The following is a 19,380-nucleotide window of genomic DNA, read 5'->3' as shown; positions in this document are numbered from 1 at the left end:
TAACCCTTTGAATCCGGGTCGGCGATCTCCTAGGATTGGTGGATGGCGCGTGACTCCGGCTCTGACGACACGAGATTCCCCCTGCGGCGCAGGGTGGCCGAGGAGGAAGCCGGGGAGGTGCGCCCGTGGCGGCCCGTCAGCGCGCCGCGCCCTGAGCCGCTGGACCTGACCGGGGGCCTGCCGTCGTACCGGCAGGCGTTTGCGAACGGCGGCGGGGCGCCGCCTCCGCCGCCTCCGACCGCGCCTCCTTTTCCAGACGCTGGCGAGGCCGAGCCCGAAGGCTATACCACCAACCTGCCCGCGCCGCCCCGGCGGCGGCGGAACGTGCTGCGGTGGATCAGCCGGGGCATCGCCGCGCTGATCCTGTTGTTCTTCGTGGCGGTAGGCTGGCTGGCGGTGACCGCCCCGCTCAACAAGTCGCTCCAGCCGCCGGTGCCGCCGTCGATCACCCTGCTCGCCAGCGACGGCACGCCGATCGCCCGGCGTGGCGGGGTGATCGGCGCGCCGGTCGATGTGAGCAAGCTGCCCGAGCATGTCCGCGATGCCTTCGTCGCGATCGAGGACCGGCGCTTCTATGGCCATTGGGGTGTCGATCCGCGCGGGATCCTGCGCGCGGCGTGGCACAACACCACTTCCGACGGGAGATCGCAGGGGGCGAGCACGATCACCCAGCAGCTGGCGAAGAACGCCTTCCTGACGATGGACCGCACCGCGACCCGGAAGTTCCAGGAAGTGCTGATCGCCTTCTGGCTGGAGGCGTGGCTGACCAAGGACGAGATCCTGTCGCGGTACCTGTCCAACGTCTATTTCGGCGACAATGCCTATGGCCTGCGCGCCGCGGCACAGCATTATTTCAGCGTCGAGCCCGAGCGGCTGACGGTAAGCCAGGCGACGATGCTCGCGGGACTGGTAAAGGCGCCGTCGCGGCTGGCGCCGACCGACAATCTGGCCGGCGCGCGCGAGCGCCAGAAGCTGGTGATCGGGGCGATGCTCGATGCCGGGCTGCTCACCCAAAGCGAGGCGCGGCGCGTGCGGCCGGCAGTGCTCCGCGTCAGCAGGACCAAGGAACTGCCCAACGGCACTTATTTCGCCGATTGGGTGCTGCCCCAGGCGCGCGACCGCGCCGGGGGCGTCGCCACCGAGCAGCAAGTGCGCACCACGCTAGACGCCAAGCTGCAGGCGACTGCCGAGCGGGTGGTGAAGAGCGCGGGATTGCGCGGAACCCAGGTGGCGATGGTGGCGATGCACCCGGACGGGCGCGTGGTGGCGATGGTCGGCGGGCGCAATTACGGCCAGAGCCCGTTCAACCGCGCGACCCAGGCGCGGCGGCAGCCGGGATCGACCTTCAAGCTGTTCGTGTACCTGGCCGCGCTGCGCTCCGGGATGACGCCGGACACGATGGTCGACGACACGCCGGTGACGATCGGCGACTGGAAGCCGGCCAATAGCGACGGGCGCTATGCCGGGCGGATCACGCTGCGCCGGGCGTTCGCCAAGTCGAGCAACGTCGTGGCGGCGCGGCTGACCAACGAGCTGGGCGTGCGCGCAGTGACGCGGGCGGCGCGAGACCTGGGCATCTCGACCCCGATCGGCAGCGATGCCTCGATCGGGCTGGGCACGTCGGGCGTGTCGCTGCTCGAGCTGACCGCGGCCTATGCGGCGGTGGCGAACGGCAGCTATCCGGTGCGGCCGAGCGGGCTCGACCAGGCCGAGGAAGCCGATGACTGGCTGGCCAAGCGGCTGGGCGGGGCGAGCAAGATCCCGGGTGGCGAGCTGGAGGATCTCCGCTCGCTGCTGGCGACGGTGGTGGAAGGCGGCACGGGGCGCAGCGCAGCGCTGCCGATCCCGGCGTTCGGCAAGACCGGCACCACCCAGGACGCGCGCGACGCGCTGTTCGTCGGCTGGGCGGGCGACCTGGTGGTCGGCGTGTGGATCGGCAATGACGACAACTCGCCGATACCCGGCGCGTCGGGCGGCGGGCTGCCGGCGCGGATCTGGCGCGACTTCATGGTGCGGGCGCTGGACCTGAAGCTCCCCCCGCCCCCGCCGGTCGAGGAGGAAAGCGACAACGCTGTGACGCTGGACGACGTGTTGAACGGCGTTGGCGACGTGATCGAAGGCACCGGCATCGATACCCAGGTGATCGACCCGCGCGGCGCGTTCGAGGACGAGGAAGAGGCCGAGGCGCCGCCACCACGCCGCGGCGCGCGCCGGGGTCGCGAGGAAGAGCCGCCGCCCGAGGAGGATCAGGGCTTCTGAGGCAGCGCGCGTGACCGGTTGACGCAGGGTCCGGCGCTGGCCCAAGGGGCTGGACATGCGCTTCTTTTCCGACAACGCCGCTCCCGTTTCCCCCCAGGTGCTCCAGGCGCTGCTGGAGGTGAACCAGCTCGACACCGCCTATGACGGCGATCGCTGGTCGGAACAGCTGGACGGGCGGTTTTCCGATCTGTTCGGCACCCGGGTGCGGGCGCTGTGGGTGCCATCGGGCACCTCGGCGAATGCGCTGGCATTGGCGGCCTTGTGCCCGCCGCATGGCGGCGTGCTGTGCAGCCGCGACGCGCATATCCAGAACGACGAGTGCGGCGCGCCTGAGTTCTACACCCATGGCGCCAAGCTGATGCTGGTCGAGGGCCAGGGTGCGAAGATCACGCCGGATGCGCTGCGCGGCGTGACTGGCAACATCCGCAACGACGTGCACCAGGTGCAGCCGCACGCAATCTCGATCACCAACGCGACCGAATATGGGCTGGTCTACACCCCCGACGAAGTGGCGGCGATCGGTGCGGTGGCCAAGGAGCGGCGGCTGGGGCTGCACATGGACGGCGCCCGCTTCGCCAATGCCGTGGCGCATCTGGGATGCCACCCCGGCGACGTGACCTGGCGCGCCGGCGTCGACGTGCTGAGCTTCGGCTTCGTCAAGAATGGGGGCATGAGCGCCGAGGCGCTGATCTTCTTCAAGCCCGAACTCGCCGACGCGACGCTGTACCGCCGCAAGCGCGCCGGGCTGTTGCTGTCCAAGGGGCGGTATCTGGCCGCGCAGATCCTGGCGATGCTCGACGGCGACCTGTGGCTGGACAATGCCCGCGCGGCCAATGCCGGCGCGCGGCTGCTTGCCGACGCTGCGGGCGCAGACCGGCTGGTCCACCCAGTCGAGGCGAACGAAGTGTTCCTGAAGGTGACGCCCGAGGAAGCCGCCGGGCTGCGCGGCCTCGGCTTCGACTTTTACGACTGGGCGCCGGGCGAAGTGCGGCTGGTGACCAGCTGGGATCAGGCGGAGGCGGCGATCCGGCCGCTGGCGGACGCGATCGCAGCGCTGCCGTGAGGCGGATCCTCTTCCACGCCAAGCCGATCGTAGAGCCGCCGGTCGAGCCGGTGCCGCCACGTTCGGCGCGGCTGGAAGTGCTGGTTCCGTTCATCCTGGTGACGCTGATCTGGGGGTCGACCTGGCTGGTGATCCGCGACCAGCTGGCGGTGGTGCCGCCAAGCTGGTCGGTCTGTTATCGCTTCCTGGTTGCTGGCGTTGTGATGCTCGGATGGGCGCTGCTGCGCGGCGACGGGCTGCGGCTGGAAGCACGCGGCGTGCTGTTCGCGGCGTGCCTGGGGGTGGCCCAGTTCGTGCTCAACTTCAACTCCGTCTACCGCGCCGAGCTGACCATCACCTCTGGCGTGGTGGCGGTGGTGTATGCGCTGCTGCTGGTGCCCAATGCCCTTCTCGCGCGGCTATTCCTGGGCCAGAAGATGGGGCGGCAGCTGATCGCGGGATCGGTCGTCGCGATGGGCGGCGTGGCGCTGCTGTTCGTCCACGAAGCGCGGCTGAGCGCGGCCGGTACCGGCGCGGCGGTGATCGGCATCGGCACGGCGGCACTGGGGGTGCTGGCGGCGTCGACCGCCAACGTCATGCAGGCGACCCGCTGGGCCAAGTCCTATCCGATGTCCACGGCGCTCGGCTGGGCGATGCTGATCGGCGCGGGTGTCGACGCGGCGTTCGCCTGGAGCACCGTAGGCGCGCCGGTGATCGAGATGCGGTGGAGCTACCTGGCCGGCATCCTCTATTTGGGCGTGCTGGGGTCCGCGCTGGCCTTCAGCATCTATTACCAACTGATTCGCGTGATCGGCCCGGCCAAGGCGGCATACACCAGCGTGCTGGTCCCGGTGATCGCCATGCTGCTCTCGACGATCTTCGAGGGTTATCGCTGGTCGCTGCTGGCGGGCGTGGGCGCGGTGCTGGTGATGGCCGGGCTGGTCATCGCGCTGAGAGCGCGCAGGCCCAACCGGTAATCCGGATAGCACGGCTGCCAGCCGAGCACGCGCTTTGCCTTGCCGTTCGCGACGCGGCGGTTCTCGGCATAAAAGGCATGCGCCTGCGGGCTTAGATCGGCCTGGTCGAGCGGCACCAGCGGCGGGACCGGCAGGCCGAGCAGGCGGCAGGCATAAGCGACGACGTCGCTTTGCGGCGCGGGCTGGTCGTCGGCCAGATTGTAGATGCCGGGCGGACCGGCGAAGCCGGCGATCACGCCTTCGACGATGTCGTCGACATGGACGCGGCTGAACACCTGGCCGGGAACATCGATGCGGCGCGCCTCACCGCGCAGCACGCGGTCCAGCGGCGAACGGCCGGGGCCGTAAATGCCCGGCAGGCGGAAGAGGCGCGCGTTCGGCAGCGCGGCCCAGGCAGCGTCGGCGGCGGCGCGGGCGCTGCGGCGGCCGGTGCCGGTCGGCGCGGTCTCGTCGACCCAGGCGCCGGCGGTATCGCCATAGACGCCGGTGGCGGAAAGATAGCCGAGCCATGCCGACGCGCGGGCGAGTTCGGGCCCGTAGCTGGCGAGAACCGGATCGGCATCATCGGGCGGGACGCTGGAGAGGATGTGCGTGGCCTGCGCGATCTCGAACGCCACGCGTTGGTGATCGGCCATCGGAAGTTCGCCGGCTCGAGTGACCGTGGCGATGCGCCAGCCGCGCGGAGCGAGGCGGGCGATAAGGTGCGAGGCGGTGTACCCTGGGCCGAAGATCAGCAGGCGCATGACGCTATGCCAATCGTGCCGTTGGGAGCCGTTCGCCGGAACTGGGCCCCGGCCTTCGCCGGGGAGCAGGTTGGTGCTGTTTGCGCTGGTCCTGGCCGACCGACACGGCGCTAGTTCGCGCCATAGCCGTCGAACAGCGTGCCGAAAAAGTCGCCCTTGTTCCAGCGCGGGCGTTCATCCGCGTCGGCGATCGCGCGGGCGGCAGCGTAGTTCACGCGCAGGAACTTCGCCGCCGACGCCCAGTCGAACGGCAGCCCGATCTGGTCGGAGGGCTGGTGATAATGTTCGGCGAGGAACAGCTTCTGCGCCGCGGCGCCCTGGCCGCCGGGGCCGGTATCGACCGAAACCGCAGGGATCCCCGCCTGGACGAAGCTGTAATGATCCGAGCGGACGAAGAACATTTCCTCCGGGGACGGATCCGCGACGACCTTCAGCCCCTCCGCTTCCGCCGCAGCGGCGACCAGCGGGCCGAGGCTCGACCGCTCGCCGCCGAGCACGACCAAGTCCTGGAGCGGGAAGGTCAGGATCGGCATGTCGAGGTTGAGATCGGCGACGAGCGCCGTCTTGGGCACGGTGGGGAAGTTGGCGAAATAGCCGGAACCGATAAGCCCCTTCTCCTCGGCAGTGAGCGCGACGAACAGGATCGAGCGGCGCGGACGCACCCCTTCGGCCTGGAACCGCCGGGCGACTTCGAGGATGGTGGCAATGCCCGCGGCATTGTCCATCGCCCCGTTGTAGATGCGGTCGCCATCGACCGCCTGCCCCACCCCGACATGATCGAGATGCGCGGACAGGACGACGACCTGGCTCTTGAGCGCCGGATCGCCGCCTTCCAGCATGCCCGCTACGTTTCGGCTTTCGAGCATCCGGGTGCGCGTTTTGGCAGCCGCGCGGAGCCTGCCCGACAGGGGTCCGGTCGGCAGCCTGGCGCCGCGTTCCTCGGCGGCGACCAGATCGCGCCAGTTGATCCGCGAGCCCGCGAACAGCTTTTCCGCGCCGACCCGGCTGACATAACCGACCACCGGGGCTCCAGGCGCGATCATGTGAGTCTTGCCGTCGGGACCGACCCAGCCGGTGCGCTCATAATCCCAGTAAGGCACCAGCGCCTCGAAGGCGTAGTCGGCGCGGCGGGACGCGGATTCGAGGACCAGCACCGCCTTCGCGCCGCGGGCTTGGGCGAGACGTGCCTTCTGGTCGTCATTGCCGAAATGCGCGGCGATCTCGTTCGACAATCCTGCCGGAACGCCCGCAAAAATCACCACGATCCGGCCGCGCACGTCGAGGCCCTTGTAATCGTCACGGCCGCTTGCGGCATCGACGATGCCGTAGCCGGCGAAGATCATGGATCCTTCGGTGGTAAAGTCAGGGACGGCCGGAACGGGCTCGTTGAGAAAGTCGCTGCCGAACTGAAGCGGCACCGTGGCCCCGCCGCGGATCAGCGTCCATTTCGCCTTTTCGGCCGGTCGGTAGGTCGCGAGCCGCACCGGCTGGAACCAGCCCCCGTCCGCTCCCGCGGGCTTGAGCCCGGCGGCGAGCATCTGGGCCGCGACATAGTCCGCGGCGATGTCGAAATCGCGGGTCCCCGCCTCCCGCCCGCGCAGGCTGTCGGCGGCGAGGAACTGGACGTGCGCCTTGAGCGCAGCCTGGTCGGCGGGGAGCTGCTGAGCCGCGACGGGCAACGCCCAGGCCAGCAGCGCCGCCGCCACGCATCCCGCCATCGGCAAGACGCGCACGCCCAGCCGCGTCACTTCGCCCCGGGACCCTTGTAGAGCAGGCCGAAAAAGTCGCCCTTGTTCCACAGCGGGCGCTGATCGCCGTCGGCGATGGCGCGCGCGATACGGTAGTTCACGTCGACGAAACGCACGCCGGACTCCCAGTCGATCGGCACGGTACCGATCTGGTCCGAGGGCTGGTGGTACTGGTTCTTCATGAAAGCGTCGATCGCGGCGCGCCCGGGGCCGCCGGCACCGGGCCACAGGAAGACCGAGGGAACGCCCTTCTTGACGAAGTTATAATGGTCGGAGCGGACGAAGATCGCCTCGCCGGGCAGCGGATCGTCGGACACCGTGACGCCGATCTCCTTGCCCGCCTTTTCGACGATCGGCCCCAGCGTCGAGTGCTGGGCGCCGTACACGACGATGTCCTGGAACTTGTAGGTGATGATCGGCATGTCGAGATTGACGTCGGCGACGATCGTGCCGGGCACGGTGGGGTGGTTGGCGAAATAGCTGGAGCCGACCAGCCCCTTTTCCTCCGCGGTCACCGCCAGGAACAGGATCGAGCGGCGCGGCTTGGTGCCGGCCGCCTTGAAGCGCTTGGCCTCTTCGATCAGCGAGGCGATGCCGACCGCGTCGTCGAGCGCGCCGTTGTTGATCGTGTCGCCCTTCGCATCGGGCTTGCCGACGCCGATATGGTCGAGATGGCCCGATAGGACGACGACTTCGTTCGCGAGCCTGACATCGCTGCCGGGGAGGAAGCCGGCGACGTTGTAGCTGGTGATCGGAGTCAACGCGGTCTTGGAGGTCACCGCCAGCCGAACGGGCAAGTCGATCGCCTTGAACACCGCGGCATCGTTCTCCGACAGCTTGGCGACATTGGCCCACGGAGTTCTGGCGCCCGCGAACAGCTTGGCGGCGCCCGTGACGCTCAGATTGCCGAGCGAGGGCACCCCCGGAACCGCGATCGAACCGGTGCCGTCCGGGTTGCCCCAGGTGACGCGGCTGCGGTCCCACGACCCGCGCATCATCGCCACCGGATAGTTGCCGCGTCCCGAACGCGCCGAATCGAGCTGGATATAGCCGACCGCGCCGTGCCGCGCCGCGATCTCAGCCTTGCTCGCGCCGCTGGAGAAGTGCGCGCGCTCTTCTTCGGGGAAGCTGCCGGGCGCGCCGCCGAAAAAGGCGACGATCTTACCCTTGGCATCGATGCCCTTATAGTCGTCGCGCCCCAGCCCGACGATGCCATAGCCGACGAACACCACCGGTGCGGTCAGGTTGAACGTCGGCGACGCCGGATTGCCGGCGGGAAGATAGTCTTCGCCGAACGTCAGGCTGACCGGCTGGCCGCGCTTGCCCGCCAGCATCATGCTGCCCTGATCGGCGGGCTTGTAGCTGACCAGCGGAACCTTCTGCAGATAGGAGCCCTGATCGCCCATCGGCTTGAGCCCGGCGGCATAGAATTGCGACGCGACATATTGCGCGGCGATGTCGAACTCGGGGCTTCCCGCCTCGCGCCCCTTCATCGCATCGGACGCGAGGAACATCACGTGGCTCTTCAACGCAGCCTGGTCGGCGGGAAGCTCGGCATTGAGGATCGCGTTCTTCTGTGCAGGGCTGGCGTCCTGGGCGAAGGCGGCAGATGCGGGCAGGACGGCGAGAAGGAGCGGCGCAGTCAGTCGGAGCATTCGGCAAGGTCCTCGAAAGGGCTGGACTGGATCACCGGTAGCATCGTGCCGTTCATAGGCAAGCGACCAGTTTTCCTGTGGCAGCGCACGGACTTCGTCCTATATCGCGGGCTATGGCAGACGCTCAGATCGCAACCCAGGCTCCCCGCATCATCCGCCGCGAGGACTATCGCGCGCCAGACTGGCAGGTGCCCGAGATTGCGCTCGATTTCGACCTGGATCCGGCGGCCACGCGAGTCCGCGCCCGGCTGACGGTAACCCGCCGCGGCGCGCATGACCGGCCGCTGGTGCTGGACGGCGACGGGCTTACCGCGCTGCGCGTGCTGGTCGACGGCGCCGAGGCGCAAGGCTGGTCGATGGACGGATCGAACCTGGTGGTGCCGCTGAGCGGCGACGCCCATGTCGTCGAGACCGAGGTCGAGATCGCGCCCGAGCGGAACACCCAGCTCGAGGGGCTCTACGCCTCGGGCGGGATCCTGTGCACCCAGTGCGAGGCGGAGGGCTTTCGCCGGATCACCTTCTTCCCGGACCGCCCCGACGTGCTGACCCGCTACCGCGTCAAGATGACGGCGGACAAGGCGCGCTTTCCGGTGCTGCTCGCCAATGGCGACCCGGTCGCGCAGGGCGAGATCCAGGGCGGGCGCCATTGGGCCGAGTGGCACGATCCCTTCCCCAAGCCCTGTTATCTGTTCGCGCTGGTGGCGGGCGACCTGGTCGCCAATAGCGGCAGCTTCCGGACGATGTCGGGACGCGACGTGCAGCTGGGCATCTGGGTGCGTCAGCCCGACCTTGCCAAGACCGACCACGCGCTGGCCGCGCTGAAGCTGTCGATGGCCTGGGACGAGAAGGTATATGGCCGCGAATACGATCTGGACGTGTTCAACATCGTCGCGGTGGACGACTTCAACTTCGGCGCGATGGAAAATAAGGGACTGAACGTCTTCAACAGCCGCTACATCCTGGCCGATCCGGATACCGCCACCGATTACGATTATGACGCGATCGCCGCAGTGGTGGCGCACGAGTATTTCCACAACTGGTCGGGCAATCGCATCACGTGCCGCGACTGGTTCCAGCTGAGCCTCAAGGAAGGCTTCACCGTCTTCCGCGACCAGGGCTTCTCGGCGGACCAGGGGTCGGCGGCGGTGAAGCGGATCGAGGATGTGCGCGGGTTGCGCGCCAGCCAGTTCCCCGAGGATGCGGGTCCGCTCGCCCATCCGGTGCGTCCCGATGAGTATATCGAGATATCGAATTTCTACACGGCGACCATCTACAACAAGGGCGCCGAAGTGATCCGGATGATGCACACCATCCTGGGTCCCACCAAGTTCCGCGAAGCGACGGACCTGTATTTTGAGCGGTTCGACGGCACCGCCGCTACCTGCGAGGATTTCGTCCAGTGCATGGAGGAGGCGGGCGGCGTCGACTTCGATCAGTTCCGGCGCTGGTACACCCAAGCGGGCACGCCGCGGGTCACTGCCAACCTGGCGATGGACGGGGACAAGGCGCGGCTGACGCTCAGCCAGACGGTGCCGCCGACGCCGGGCCAGCCGGTCAAGGAGCCGATGGTGCTGCCGCTCAAGCTGAAGCTGTTCGGCGCGCAAACCGGGCGGGCGATGTCCGACGAGCAGCTGGTCCTGCTCAAGGACCCGCATACCGAGATCTTCTTCGAGAACCTGACCGAGAAGCCGGTGCTGTCGATCAATCGCGGCTTTTCCGCGCCGGTAGTGGTCGAGACCGACCGTACAGCCGCCGATCTCGCCTTCCTCTCGGCGCATGACGACGATCCCTTCGCCCGCTACGAGGCGATGCAGCAGCTGATGCTGGATACGCTGGTGAGTTCGGTGACGACCGGATCGACGGATCATGATGCGGTGGTCGAAGCGGTGCGCAACACGCTGACCGATGCCGCGCTCGACCCGGCCTTTGTCGCGGAAGCGGTGCTGCTGCCGTCCGACAGCTTCATCGGCGATCAGCTGGCAGTGGTCGATCCGGAGGCGATCTTCCGCGCCCGCGAAGCGCTGCGCCGCGCACTCGGCACCGTGCTGCACGACCAGTGGCGCACGGCCTATGAGAGCAGCATCGCCAATCGCTTCGAATATTCGCCGGCGGCCAAGGGCGCCCGGCGGATCCGCTCGGTGGCACTCGGCTATATCGCCGCCAGCGGCGCCGCGGACGCGCAGGAACTGGCGTTCGATCAGTTCAGCAAGGCCGATAACATGACCGATCGCCAGGGCGGTCTGACCACGCTCGCCAGCGGCGACTCGCCACTGCGCGAACAGGCGCTGGAGGCGTTCTACGCGCGCTATCGGGGCAACGGCCTCGTCCTCGACAAGTGGTTCCAGACGCAAGCGCTGTCCTCGCGCGACGACACGCCGGAGATGGTGGAGCGGCTGGCTGGCCACCGCGACTTCACGCTTGCCAATCCCAATCGCGCCCGCGCGCTGATCGGCGCCTTCAGCGTCAACCAGCGCGCGTTCCATCAGCCCTCGGGACGTGGCTACCGCTTCATGGCGGACCAGCTGATCGCCCTCGACAAGCTGAACCCGCAGACCGCGGCCAAGCTGCTGCCGCCGCTTGGCCGTTGGAAGCGCTTCGACGCGACACGTGCCGCCCAGATGCGCGCCGAGCTGGAACGCATCGTGGCGACACCAGGTCTCAGCAAGGACATGTTCGAGCAGGCGTCCAAGTCGCTGGATTGAGCGGATCGGTCCTAGGCAGAAAGGTCCTGCGGAGTTTGCCTCGGGTCGAGCAGAGCGCCGCGTTCGTGACAGGCGCGCACCGAGCGGCTACGTGAGAAGCCTAGTCGTTTCTCCAGAGCCGATTCATGCTTCGACCATCCCGCCCTCCTTCGTTCAGATGCCGGTGAGCGTCGATTTCCCGGTCCTCGGACTCCGGCGTTTGCCGGCGACGCCGCTTGTCGAAGCCGTGGCCGCGGCACCGCGCTGGCTGGTGCTGCTGTTCGCCGCGATGGTCGCCCGCTGCCTGACCTTCGGCAATCCGCTGGTCCATATCGACGAGAATTTCTATTTCGCAGCGGCGCAGCAGATGCTGCACGGCGCGTTGCCCTATGTCGATGTCTGGGATCGCAAGCCGGTAGGGCTGTTCCTGGTCTACCTGCCCGCGGCCGCGCTGGGCGTGCCTCTGGGGATCTGGGCCTATCAATTGATGGCGCTGGGGAGCGTGGTGCTGACCGCGCTGCTGATCGCGCGCATCGCCGACCGTGCCGGCTGGCGGCGCGGCGCCTTGCCGGCAGCGCTGCTCTACATCTTCATGCTCAATCTTGCCGGGGGACAGGGCGGGCAGTCGCCGATCTTCTACAACCTGCCGATGGCGGCAGCCGCGGCGCTGATCCTGCCGCGCGCGGGCGAGCTACTGGCCGACCGGCGGCGCATCGGTCGCGCGGTGCTTGCAATGGCGCTGGTCGGCTTCGCCATGCAGATCAAATATGCGGCGGTGTTCGAAGGCATGTTCTTCGGCCTGTGGCTGATGTGGCGCGAGCACCGCCTGGGGGCGGGCCCGAGCCAGGTACTGGCCGCCGCTGCGATGCTGGCGGGCGTTGCGATCGTGCCGACCGGATTGGTCTGGAGCTTCTACATGGCGATCGGTCAGGGTGACGCCTGGATCTATGCGAACGTCACCTCGATCCTCACCCGCCAGGAAGATCCGCAGCGGATTTGGTGGCACAATGTCCGCGAAATCACGATGATCCTGGCGCCGCTGCTGACGATGGCCGCGCTTGCCGGTCGCCTTCCGGCGACGTCCGACATCGAGCGCACGCGCCGGCATTTCGTGCTGGGATGGCTGGTCGCGGCAGTGGTGGGGCTGATCGCCTTTGGCGGGTTCTTCACGCACTACGCCTTGCCCGTGCTGGTGCCGGCATCGCTGTGCTGTGCCGGCTTCTTCGGCAATCATCGCGTGGGGCGCATGTTGATGCTGCCGCTGCTGGCGGTTGCGCTGGTGGCGGGTTTCATCGCGACCTACACCTCCAGACTGTCGCGCGGAGACAGTGCGGAGCTTCAGGCGCTAAGCCAGGCCATCGGACACGGGCCCGGGTGCATCTTCCTCTATTCCGGCCCGCCGATGCTTTACAGCTATACCGGCAGATGCGTGACCACCGCGTGGCTGTTCCCGCGACACCTGTCCAGGATCCGAGAGGCGAACGCGATTGGCGTGAACCAGCTTGCCGAGATCCGCCGCATCTTCCGCAGCCGGCCGGCGATCGTCACCGTTGCCGAACCCTATGACGGCGAACGCCAGGACGTGCGGCGCCGGACCTTGCAGCGGCTCGAAACCGACGGCTACAAGCTGAAGGGCGTCTGGCCGATCGGCAATGACAGCGTCGCCGTGTTCGAGGCTCAGGCGATGGCAGCGCCTGCCGCGGCACCGGTGCGGCGGCTTTCCAGCAAGCCTTTGTAATAGGCCATCAACTCGATCGTGTGATCCCGATCGCTGCGGACGCGTGCCGCGGCGGCACGCGCAGCGGCCCGTACGATGCCGGGCTCACGAGCGAACATGCGGCGGATCGCCTCGGCGGCCGATAGCGCGTCGCGCGCGGCATAGGTTTCGGCGAAGAGCGGGTCCGCGAGTTCGGCAAAGCCGCCCTCATCGGGGCCGATAAGCGGCAGGCCGGAGGCGAGCGCTTCCGAAGCCACCAATCCGAAGGGTTCGGCATCCGAGCCGTGGATCAGCGCGTCGCAACTCGCCATGATCCGCGACAGCCGCACGCGGTCGTATACCGGGCGAAAGATGCGGATGTGCGGGCTGCCGGCAATGCGCTCTTCGAGCTTGCCGCGCGACGGGCCATCGCCGATCAGGATCAGCCCCACCGGAAGGTCCGTCGCAGCGGACTCGACGGCGTCGATCACCAGCGGCCAACGCTTTTCCTTGTGGTGCCGGCCCAGGCCGAGCAGCAGATGCCCTTCGGGCGGCAGACCGCATTGTTCGAGCAGCGAGACGCGGAGTTTTTCATCGCGCAGATCCGGCGAGAACCAGCTGCGCTCGATACCGAGCGGCATCGAGGCGTCGACCTTCATGCCCCGGCGGCGGAAGCGCTTGGCAAGCGCGGGGCCGTTGGTGACCAGGACATCATAATGCGCAAGGAAGCGGTTGCAGTAGCGCGTGTACCAGGCGAAGGCCTGTTCGACCTGGATCGGGGTCGCCACGCTGTCCAGCCAGCGCTGCGGATAGGCGCCGATCTGATCGCCATGCGCGAAAAACACCTTGAGGGCGTCGCCCTTCCACTCGGCGACCGTCCAGCCCGGGCGCCAGGGCGAACTGGTCTCGACGATATCGGGCCGGAGCTGATCCAGCAGCTCCCAGATCGGCTCGTCCTTGACGAAGATGCAGTAGTTGCGGTCGAGGATCAGCGGCGGCGCCTTGACCCAGATGATCCGTCCCCCGCCTGGCCGGTCTTCCACTGCGCTTTCCAGCGCCGGCGCGATGACCGTGAGTTCATGGCCCAGATCGGCCATGATGCCCATCTTGCGGTCCAGATAGGTGCGCACGCCCCCGCCGGTCGGCGAGTAGAATTCGTTGACATCGACGATGCGCATGACCGCCTCCGGGGATCAGAGCGGAGCGAAGCCGCCCAGCCCCTTCAGATACTGCGCGCGGATCGTGATCTGCCCTCCCGAGGCGGGAACGTTGACCAGTGCCTGGCGCACCTTGGGACGGCTGCGGCCCAGGCGCTGGTTGCTGGGGAAGCCCGCGCCGTCCTGCCAGAAGTTGAACTTGTTCTTGCCGTCGCGATCATGGGTGAAGAGCACGGCCCATTGCCCGGGACCCGGCGCCCTGATGCACAAGGTAACAGTGCCCGACGCCGGCGGCGTGCTCCAGACGCGGCGGAACGGCTTGCCCTCCGCCTTCAGGTCGCGGTCGTCCTTCAGGAAGTCCGCCTCCGTACCAGGATAGAGCTCCAGCTTCAGGCGGCCCGTATAGTCCTTGAGCCCGACCACGTTCACGCGGAGGCGCGGACCGGGACCCGCAGCACAGGAGCCGTCCTTCCAGTCCTGGGCGGAGGCGGACGCCGGCAGCGCGAGCGCCGCCAGTGCCGTTGCGGCGAACAGGGGAACGTTAAACATCAGCGAGTCCTCTTGAACAGTGCATACACGCTGAAGCCTGCGATCAGCGCGACATGGGCGATCAGGGTGAGCGCCGCGATCAGTGCCATCAGTTCCGACAGCGCCTCGCCCTGGCCGATCACCATGATCGCGAAGGTGGCGAAAACGAGTTCCTTGTTGGGAACGAGCGGAAGCCGCCAGGCAAGCAGGCGCGCGGCGGCGAGGAACAGCCACGTCCCCAACGGCACCTCGGGCATGGCGAAGTGCCAGGCGAGCGCGACGAAGAACGAGCCGGCAAGGATACGCGCGCAGTGGACTCCGAAGATCCACCACAAGGTACCGGCGGGCAGCGAGAACACGCGCTTGGAGAAGATCATGAACGGCACCGATGTGCCGATGATCACCGCGATCGAGCCGAGCACCGCCTTTTGCTGGATCGCCGTGAGCAGGCTGATGCCCAGCGGCAGCGCCACCGCGACCACCGCGAGCGTGACGGCGTTGCCGGCGATCGCCGAGAGGATGGTGACATCCTTGACTGCGCCAAAGGGTGCCGCGACCATCTGGGTCCGTTGGCGCGCCCAGGCGTAGAAATAGGCTTCGCCGGTATAGCCGAACAGCACTTCGTTCGAGATGCGCTTCTTGTGGAGCGCGGCCATTCCGGCCAGCGGGATGCGCCACAGCCGCCGGAAGATGACGTAGTCGAAGGTCGGCGGGCCAAGATAGTAGATGGCAAAGACCACATAGAAGAGCGGGTTCGCCGGCGAGGCCTTGGTGAGCCCGGCAAGGCCGGCATCGAACAGCTCGCGGCAAAGCGCGACGATCATCAGCAGCGTCAGCGCGCCGCCTAGGAACATCGGCCAGCGCCGCTTGATCTTCTCCACGGGCTCAAGGCCTGCGAGATCGGGCGCTGCCGCCACCGAAGGAGCTCCGACAACGCTGGTGTTCACCGAAGCCTCCACAACCGGGCTGTTCACTGATCTTGGTTCCGCCGCCGCAATTCGCCGTTCCCCGCGACTTGCCCGTGCCGATCAGCCCAGACTTCCTTGCGGAAGCGACCAATTGGCAACAGAATGCGGTTTATTGCGGGGACGATTTGGGCCTAAGCGTGGCAAACCGCAAGTGACCATGCCCCACCCCACCCTGCCCCCCGCCCATCACATCCTGACATTCGCGCAGACGCTTCGCGGCGGCGGAGTGGAGCGGGCGATGCTGCGCATGGCGGCAGGCTGGCTGGAGGCCGGGCGGCGCGTGACGCTGATGCTGGGCAGCCGCGACGGTCCACTGGCCGCGGAGTTGCCGGACGGGCTGCGTATCATCGAACTGGGCGACACGCGCTATCGCGGGCTCTTGCGGCTGGCCGAGCATGCGCGGAGAGAGGCGCCCGACCTGATATTCTGCCCTGGCAACCATTATAGTGGCGTGGCCGCCGCGACGCGGCTCCAGCTGGGGCGCGCCGGCCCGGCGATCGTCGGGAAGGTATCCAACGCGCTGGTGCGGCCGGAGCTTGGCACCGTTGCGGCATGGGGATATCGGCGCTGGCTTCGGCTGCACCCGCGCTTCCTGGGTCACGTGGTGGCGATGACGCCGGCCATGGCCGCGGAGGCGGTCGCCGAAATGGGTCTGTCAGCAGGCCGGGTCAGCGTCATCGCCAATCCCCCCGCGCGTCGCGTCCCCGGCGCCGCGCCCGTCGCTTCGCCGCCGGGCCGCTACATCGCTGGGGTAGGAAGACTGGAGCCGCAGAAGCGCTGGGACCGCGTGATCGCGGCGTTGCCGCTGCTCGCCGACCAGGACATCTCGCTGCTGATCCTGGGCGAGGGTAGCCTGCGGGGCGCGCTGGAGGCGCAGGTGACGGCGCTTGGGCTGCAAGGACGCGTGTTCCTGCCAGGGCATGCCGGCGATCCGCTACCGTCCCTGGAAAGCGCGACCGTCGCGGTGCTCGCCTCGGACTATGAAGGCGTGCCCGGGGTGCTTCGCGAGGCGCTGTCGGTCGGCACGCCGGTGGTGTCGACCGAATCGAGCGTCGCAGTCCGCGAGATCGTCCATGCCCCGGACCTTGGCACCGTGATCCCGCGGGACGATCCAGCCGCGCTGGTGGCGGCATTCGATCATTGGCTCATGCCAGGCCGCGGGCGGCCGGCGCCTCAGATCGCCGGCGGCGACCCGATCCGCGAATATCTGGCGCTGTTCGACCAAGTGGCGGCTCAGTGCATCCGGTAGCGCACTCCGATCCACAAGGTGCGCGGGGTCGCCCGTTCGATGATCCCAGGACCGCTGATCGTCGCCTCGACCCGCGCGTCGGTAAGGTTTTCCGCGCGGGCTTCGACGGCTAGCTCGCTCGACACGGGCACCGCTACAAGCGCATCGAAGGTGATGGCATCGGCCAGCGCGCGGCTATTCTGGTCATCCTCGAATTGCGGGCCGATATACCGCGCCGTCAGCGAGGCACCGAGCGCATCGCGGAACCAGGCCAATGTGGTCGACGCCTGATGCTCGGCGGTCTGCGCCGGGCGAAGGCCGTCGAGCGGAGCGGCGACGTTCGAGGCGTGCACGCGCGAGTCGGTGTAGGCGTAGGATGCCGACAGGCTGAATGGCCCGTGCGTCACGCGCCCGTCGAGCTCCACGCCGCGCGCTTCGACCGCATCCAAATTCTGGCGCTGGCGATACACACCGGCCGCCGAAACGAAGCCCACAGAGGGAAAGGTGCCGGGACCATTGGCGATGGTGACGTTGGCGATGCCGTCGTCAAGCCGGCTCCAATGTGCCGTAGCCCGCAATGTCACCGCGTCCACCGGGCGCCAGTCCAGACCGGCTTCGGCGCCGATCAACCGTTCGGGAGCGAGCGCGGCGTTGGCAGCGGTGGCGTCGGCGCCGGCACGGAATGGGCGATACAGCTCGTTGAGGGTGGGTAGACGCCAGCCGCGATATCCGGCTGCACGTACGGTGACGGTCCCTGCGTCCCAGGCGGCTCCGGCACGCCAGCTACCCTCCCAACCGCGACGGTTCGGAAAGGCGATGTCGGTCAGCAGCGGACCGCCGGCAAGCGGTCGCTCGACCAGCGAGCCGCCACTGATCGTCCACCGGTCGATCCGGCCGCCCAGGTTCAGGGTGAGCGGCCCGGCCTGGTAGCTCGCATCGGCAAAGCCGCCGACCGTGGTGCTCTCGCCGCCGGCCACGCGGTTGCGCGTGGGAGCCCCGCCGACGAAGGTATAGAGTTCCTGCGTGCGTCCCGACACGTTGCGCACGTCCCCGCCAAGTCGGAGCGTGATGCCTCCGCCGAGCGGCGGCGCGATTTCGAAGCGCCCGCCGATGCCGGTCGCGGGCACGTTATACTGGTCCAGCGTCGGGCTGGCCGCAGTGCGCGTGTCGTTGACGCTGGCAAAGCCGCTCGCGAAGCTGCGGGTCTGAAGATAAGCGAGCGCCGACCAGCCCCACTTGCCCCGGTTCACCAGCCGGAGGCTGGCATCGGCGCCGTCACTGCGCACGCCGGTATAGTCCACGCCGCGGTCGCGCCGATCCCTGAACCCGGAGAGATTGGCCTGAAGCTCGGTCCCGGCGCCGACATCGAAGACGCTGCGCAGCGCGAGACTGGCCTGCTCGTACGGCGCCGGACGATCGGCGGGCCCACGGTCCTCCGCCACGATCGGCGTGAAGCCGTTGCCGCGGTTATACTGTGCAGCGGCGGTGACGAAGCCGCCCGACAAGTGTGCCGAGGCAACCGCCGACGTGTCGACGCTGTCCCGGCTGCCATAGGCGGCGCGAAGCTGGAGCGGGCCGAGATCGTCTGGGCTGCCGCTGATCAGCTCCACCGTGCCGGCGAGCGCGCCAGGACCGGCATACCCGCTGCCGCCGCCCCGGGTGACGCGGATCGCCGCCAGGCGGTCGGGCAGATAGGCAGGAAACGCCACCCAGCCGCCGAACGGGTCGGTCTGCGGCACGCCGTCCAGGATGACGAGCGCGCGGCTCGACGCGTTGCCACCCAAGCCACGCAGCGTGATGCCTTGACTGGTGGGATGCGCCGAACGCGAGTCCGAGCGGCGGAACTGGGCGATGCCGGCGACATCGCGCAACACGTCCTCAAGCCGGCCACTGGCCGTGTTGGCCAGCCGCCCGCGATCGATCGCGACGACGTCATAGGCCGCTTCGCCCGGTGGCACGTCGAGCCCGCGTCCGGTGACGATGATCTCTTGCGGCTCGGCACGCTCGGCTTCCTGCGCCATGGCGGGCATCGCCAGGAGCATGCCGGCGGAACAGACGATACACTTCATGCAGGAGCAACCTTGTCGGGGTGCGCCGCGGCAAAGGCCGGCAATGCGGACGCGGCAGCATCGGCGGCAACGAGTTTGGGATAGGCGTCGAGCGTGACGCCAAAGCGGCGGGCGTTGAACATTTGGGGCACCAGGAAGACATCGGCAAGATCCGGCGCCGCGCCGCCGAGAAACGGCCCCTTGCCTGTCACCGCTTCCAACGCGTCAAAGCCCTCTGCGATCCAATGGCGTGTCCACTCGGAGCGGCGATCCTCGCCCAGGCCCGCCTCATCCTTCAGCCAGCGCATCACGCGCAGATTGTTCAGCGGATGGATGTCCGCCCCGATCAGCAGCGCACGCGCCAGGGTGTCGGCACGCGCGTCCATATCGCTCGGGATCAGCCGCGGCTCGGGATGGCGTGCGTCGAGCCAGTCGATGATGGCGAGACTCTGAGTGAGGATGCGCCCCTCGACTTCGAGCGCGGGAACGAAGCCCTGCGGATTGCGGGCGATATGCTCCGGGCTGCGCTGCTGGTCCTCGAGTAACAGGATGTCGCGCCGTTCATAGCTGAGGCCCTTCAAGTTCAGCGCGATGCGCACGCGATAGGCCGCGGACGAGCGGAAATAATCATAAAGCAGCATGGCCAGGCC

14 protein-coding genes are annotated in these 19,380 nt (G+C 68.1%); 6 read left to right on the top strand and 8 right to left on the bottom strand.

Annotation, left to right across the window (positions count from 1 at the left end; all coding sequences use genetic code 11):
• Nucleotides 1–42 precede the first annotated feature (42 nt).
• From LZ586_RS12985 to LZ586_RS12975, 3 genes are read left to right on the top strand one after another with little or no spacing between them, the layout of a single operon-like run.
• Entirely contained in the window at nt 43–2,259 is a 2,217-nt protein-coding gene (locus LZ586_RS12985) for a transglycosylase domain-containing protein (RefSeq protein ID WP_235076705.1), read from the top strand.
• A gap of 55 nt (nt 2,260–2,314) precedes the next feature.
• Entirely contained in the window at nt 2,315–3,322 is a 1,008-nt protein-coding gene (locus LZ586_RS12980; RefSeq protein ID WP_235076704.1) for a threonine aldolase family protein, read from the top strand.
• Complete coding sequence (locus LZ586_RS12975) at nt 3,319–4,278, top strand: DMT family transporter (protein ID WP_235076703.1); 960 nt, start codon at nt 3,319–3,321, stop codon at nt 4,276–4,278. Before LZ586_RS12980 ends, LZ586_RS12975 begins: the two co-directional genes overlap by 4 nt.
• On the opposite strand, the gene LZ586_RS12970 is transcribed toward LZ586_RS12975, so the two are convergent.
• From LZ586_RS12970 to LZ586_RS12960, 3 genes are all read right to left on the bottom strand, one after another.
• Nucleotides 4,188–5,021: an SDR family NAD(P)-dependent oxidoreductase gene (locus tag LZ586_RS12970; protein WP_235076702.1), complete on the bottom strand. Its 834-nt coding sequence runs from the start codon at nt 5,019–5,021 to the stop codon at nt 4,188–4,190. The two genes, LZ586_RS12975 and LZ586_RS12970, sit on opposite strands and share 91 nt — an antisense overlap.
• Nucleotides 5,022–5,131: 110 nt before the next feature.
• On the bottom strand, nt 5,132–6,769 hold the full coding sequence (locus LZ586_RS12965; protein WP_235076701.1) for a M20/M25/M40 family metallo-hydrolase: 1,638 nt from the start codon (nt 6,767–6,769) through the stop codon (nt 5,132–5,134).
• On the bottom strand, nt 6,766–8,424 hold the full coding sequence (locus tag LZ586_RS12960) for a M28 family metallopeptidase (RefSeq protein WP_235076700.1): 1,659 nt from the start codon (nt 8,422–8,424) through the stop codon (nt 6,766–6,768). The genes LZ586_RS12965 and LZ586_RS12960 overlap by 4 nt, the downstream gene beginning before the upstream one ends.
• A 113-nt stretch (nt 8,425–8,537) precedes the next feature.
• On the opposite strand from LZ586_RS12960, the gene pepN reads away from it, so the two are divergent.
• Nucleotides 8,538–11,126, top strand: coding sequence for an aminopeptidase N (gene pepN, locus LZ586_RS12955; protein ID WP_235076699.1), 2,589 nt, complete (start codon nt 8,538–8,540; stop codon nt 11,124–11,126).
• A 163-nt stretch (nt 11,127–11,289) separates the two neighbouring features.
• Complete coding sequence (locus LZ586_RS12950) at nt 11,290–12,843, top strand: ArnT family glycosyltransferase (protein WP_235076698.1); 1,554 nt, start codon at nt 11,290–11,292, stop codon at nt 12,841–12,843.
• Here LZ586_RS12950 and LZ586_RS12945 read toward each other — a convergent pair.
• The 3 genes from LZ586_RS12945 to LZ586_RS12935 are packed head-to-tail and all read right to left on the bottom strand — an operon-like array spanning nt 12,783 to nt 15,433.
• A complete protein-coding gene (locus tag LZ586_RS12945; RefSeq protein WP_235076697.1) occupies nt 12,783–13,979 on the bottom strand; it encodes a glycosyltransferase in 1,197 nt (398 codons plus the stop codon). The two genes, LZ586_RS12950 and LZ586_RS12945, sit on opposite strands and share 61 nt — an antisense overlap.
• Before the next feature lie 15 nt (nt 13,980–13,994).
• Entirely contained in the window at nt 13,995–14,507 is a 513-nt protein-coding gene (locus LZ586_RS12940; RefSeq protein ID WP_235076696.1) for a DUF2141 domain-containing protein, read from the bottom strand.
• A complete protein-coding gene (locus LZ586_RS12935) occupies nt 14,507–15,433 on the bottom strand; it encodes a hypothetical protein (RefSeq protein ID WP_235076695.1) in 927 nt (308 codons plus the stop codon). Before LZ586_RS12935 ends, LZ586_RS12940 begins: the two co-directional genes overlap by 1 nt.
• 178 nt (nt 15,434–15,611) lie before the next feature.
• Here LZ586_RS12935 and LZ586_RS12930 point away from each other — a divergent pair, with 178 nt between their 5' ends.
• Complete coding sequence (locus tag LZ586_RS12930) at nt 15,612–16,703, top strand: glycosyltransferase (RefSeq protein WP_235079808.1); 1,092 nt, start codon at nt 15,612–15,614, stop codon at nt 16,701–16,703.
• Here LZ586_RS12930 and LZ586_RS12925 read toward each other — a convergent pair.
• Both LZ586_RS12925 and maiA read right to left on the bottom strand, forming a co-directional pair.
• The gene (locus LZ586_RS12925; protein ID WP_235076694.1) at nt 16,688–18,751 is read right to left on the bottom strand and encodes a TonB-dependent receptor; all 2,064 of its coding nucleotides are present in this window, start codon (nt 18,749–18,751) and stop codon (nt 16,688–16,690) included. The two genes, LZ586_RS12930 and LZ586_RS12925, sit on opposite strands and share 16 nt — an antisense overlap.
• Entirely contained in the window at nt 18,748–19,371 is a 624-nt protein-coding gene (gene maiA / locus LZ586_RS12920) for a maleylacetoacetate isomerase (protein ID WP_235076693.1), read from the bottom strand. The genes LZ586_RS12925 and maiA overlap by 4 nt, the downstream gene beginning before the upstream one ends.
• Nucleotides 19,372–19,380 lie beyond the last annotated feature (9 nt).

The organism is Sphingomonas sp. S2-65, assembly GCF_021513175.1.
Classification (GTDB): Bacteria; Pseudomonadota; Alphaproteobacteria; order Sphingomonadales; family Sphingomonadaceae; genus Sphingomonas.
Note: the sequence above shows the minus strand (reverse complement) of the source record. Positions and strands in the feature narration are given on the sequence as shown.

Coding starts and splice junctions, on each gene's coding strand:
- LZ586_RS12985 (WP_235076705.1), top strand. CDS start 43: ATGGCGCGTGACTCCGGCTCTGACGACACGAGATTCCCCCTGCGGCGC.
- LZ586_RS12980 (WP_235076704.1), top strand. CDS start 2,315: ATGCGCTTCTTTTCCGACAACGCCGCTCCCGTTTCCCCCCAGGTGCTC.
- LZ586_RS12970 (WP_235076702.1), bottom strand. CDS start 5,021: ATGCGCCTGCTGATCTTCGGCCCAGGGTACACCGCCTCGCACCTTATC.
- LZ586_RS12960 (WP_235076700.1), bottom strand. CDS start 8,424: ATGCTCCGACTGACTGCGCCGCTCCTTCTCGCCGTCCTGCCCGCATCT.
- pepN (WP_235076699.1), top strand. CDS start 8,538: ATGGCAGACGCTCAGATCGCAACCCAGGCTCCCCGCATCATCCGCCGC.
- LZ586_RS12945 (WP_235076697.1), bottom strand. CDS start 13,979: ATGCGCATCGTCGATGTCAACGAATTCTACTCGCCGACCGGCGGGGGC.
- LZ586_RS12940 (WP_235076696.1), bottom strand. CDS start 14,507: ATGTTTAACGTTCCCCTGTTCGCCGCAACGGCACTGGCGGCGCTCGCG.
- LZ586_RS12930 (WP_235079808.1), top strand. CDS start 15,612: ATGCCCCACCCCACCCTGCCCCCCGCCCATCACATCCTGACATTCGCG.
- LZ586_RS12925 (WP_235076694.1), bottom strand. CDS start 18,751: ATGAAGTGTATCGTCTGTTCCGCCGGCATGCTCCTGGCGATGCCCGCC.
- maiA (WP_235076693.1), bottom strand. CDS start 19,371: ATGCTGCTTTATGATTATTTCCGCTCGTCCGCGGCCTATCGCGTGCGC.